The sequence below is a fragment of the Deferrisoma sp. genome (genome assembly GCF_054681715.1).
This window is the reverse complement of sequence record NZ_BAAHFQ010000276.1, coordinates 1-2,275: the sequence shown is the minus strand read 5'-3', so window position 1 is coordinate 2,275 and position 2,275 is coordinate 1. Positions and strand designations below refer to the sequence as shown.

Annotated in this window: 3 protein-coding genes and 1 pseudogene; all 4 read right to left on the bottom strand. The window is 70.9% G+C overall.

Features of this window, described 5'->3' with window-relative positions; genetic code table 11:
- Positions 1 to 96 precede the first annotated feature (96 nt).
- Positions 97 to 627 carry a hypothetical protein gene (locus ACY0I8_RS17825; RefSeq protein ID WP_461395815.1) on the bottom strand — a complete coding sequence of 177 codons (531 nt, stop codon included), beginning with the start codon at positions 625 to 627 and terminating at the stop codon, positions 97 to 99.
- A gap of 248 nt (positions 628 to 875) precedes the next feature.
- Complete coding sequence (smpB, locus tag ACY0I8_RS17820; RefSeq protein WP_461395814.1) at positions 876 to 1,340, bottom strand: SsrA-binding protein SmpB; 465 nt, start codon at positions 1,338 to 1,340, stop codon at positions 876 to 878.
- 1 nt (position 1,341) lies between these two features.
- Positions 1,342 to 1,755, bottom strand: coding sequence for a SoxR reducing system RseC family protein (locus ACY0I8_RS17815; protein WP_461395813.1), 414 nt, complete (start codon positions 1,753 to 1,755; stop codon positions 1,342 to 1,344).
- Between the two features lie 258 nt (positions 1,756 to 2,013).
- Positions 2,014 to 2,275: pseudogene (locus ACY0I8_RS17810) on the bottom strand (M42 family peptidase); the annotation flags it as partial.

The following is a 2,275-nucleotide window of genomic DNA, read 5'->3' as shown; positions in this document are numbered from 1 at the left end:
TGGGCCCCTGGGGGCCGGTAGGCGATGACGACCGCTCGGAGACGTCGGCTACGATAGAGGAAGCCCCGGGAAAGGGTCAAGGAGTCCCGGGCCGGCTCACCCCAGCCAGGGGTCGTCCTCTTCGTCCTCGCCCAGGGGCTCGATCTCGTCCTCGGACTCGAGGCGGGCGAGCACGGTGTGGAGGTCGTACTTCCCCACCCGGATCCGTCCGTCCACCAGGGGGCGCACCGGCGGGGCGAACCCGCAGCGCACGTGCAGATCGAGCCGGGGCACGTCGCCGGGCTCGCTCAGGTGGAAGATGCCGGGGCGCTCCAAGAGGTCCCGGTACACGCCCCAGATCAGGAGGTGGCTGAGGCCCTGCCCCCGCGCCCGGGGCGAGACGAAGATCAGGGTGTCGTCGAGCACGCCGGGATCGCCCGAGTGGGCCACCGCGTAGAACCCCAGCAGGTCGTCCGGCGCCTCGTCGGGGGCCACCGCCCGGCCCGCCACGAACCGCTCGGGGGCGAACCGCCGGGCGAAGGCGGGGTCCCCCTCCGCCAGGGCGATCCGCTCCGGGTCGTCGGGCCCCAAGGGCACGAGCGTGTAGGATTTCCCCCGGAACCGCACCCGCCGTTCACCGCGTTCCACGGACTCCTCCGCCGCCTAGGGGTTGCCCGGACGGTTACGATAGGCCAAGGCGACCCGGGAGAAAACATTTTTTCGTTCAACAAGTTAGACCAGAAGAACCAACCGCCGGTGCTCAACCGCAGCCCCGGGCGGACCCGCTTTTTCCGGAAACCGCGGCCCACTTCTCGCCCCGCGCCCCCGCCCCCCCCAACGCGAAAAGCCCCCGCGGATCTCCCGCGGGGGCCCGGAAACCCGGTTCTGTTTCCGCCCTACCGGCGACGCATCGCGCGCTCCATCTCGCGTTTGGCATCGGCCCGCTTGATGTCCTCGCGCTTGTCGTAGAGCTTCTTCCCGCGCCCGAGCCCCAGCTCCACCTTGGCGTACCCCCCCCGGAAGTACACCCGCAGGGGAACGAGGCTGTACCCCTTCTGGCGGATCTTGCCGTGGAGCCGCCGGATCTCGTAGGCGTGCAGGAGGAGTTTCTTGTCCCGGTCCGGGTCCTGCTCCTCGCGGCGGCCGTGGGGATAGGGCGAGATGTGGAGCCCCGAGATCCACGCCTCCCCGTCCTCGATCCGGGCGTAGGCATCGGTGAGGTTGGCCTTGCCCTCCCGCAGGCTCTTCACCTCGGAACCCCGGAGCACGAGCCCGGCCTCCACCGTCTCCTCGATGTGGTAGTCCCGCCGGGCCTTCTTGTTGGTGCAGACGACCTTCACGCCCTCGGCCTTCTTGGCCACGTCACGCCCTCCGAACGATCCGGGGAACCGCCGCCCCTCTCCCCGCCCAACGGGAGGCCACCAGGGCCAGGACCATGGCGGCGAGCCCCAACGCCGCGGCTCCCCCGTCGGCCCCGATGCCCAGCCGTGGCCCCAGGGCGTTTCCCGCCACGGCGCCCACCACCAGGGCGGCCACCGGCACCAGGTACACCCAGAACGAGGCCCGCATCACGGCCTGTTCCGGCACGGCCACCACCACGCGTTCCCCCGGCCGCACCCCCAGGGGATCGCGTACCCACACCCGCGCCTCGCGGCTTCCCCCCAGGTGGGAGCAGGCCCCCCGGGCCGCACACCCCTCGCAGGCCGCGCCCCGCTCGGTCTGCACCCGGGCGCGCCCGGCCCGCACCTCCACCACCGTTCCGGTCTCTTCGATCAAGGATCGATCCTTTTGGCTGGAAGGCTGGAAGGCTAGAAGGCTGGAAAGCTGGAAAGCTCAGGTCCCAACGATCTCCCCTTTGCGGCCCGCCCTTTCCCTCGAAAAAAATCCCGTGACAGCAGGGGCAGCCCCGGCCGTGCCCGGGGCCAGTCTCCATGCCCCGCCGACCGGTTTCCGCGCCGTTCTCGCCGCCTGGGGAAATAGCCTTCTGGCCTTCCAGCCTTCCAGCCTTCCAGCGTCCCAGCCTCCTAGCCCCTCCTACTGCGGAATCCAGTCCCGGTCGGGGCCGATCCGAAGAAGCACGGCCGTGAGCAAGGCGATGGCGTGCTCCACGTCCGAGAGGCTCAGCACCTCGGAGGGGGTGTGCATGTACCGCAGCGGCACCTCCACCAGGGCCGTGGCCACCCCGGCGCGGTTGAGCTGCATCACGTTGGCGTCGGTGCCGGTGGCCCGGGGCGCGGCCTCGAACTGCAGCGGAATCCCCTCGTCCCGGGCGGTCTCCACCAGAAGGTCGAAGAGC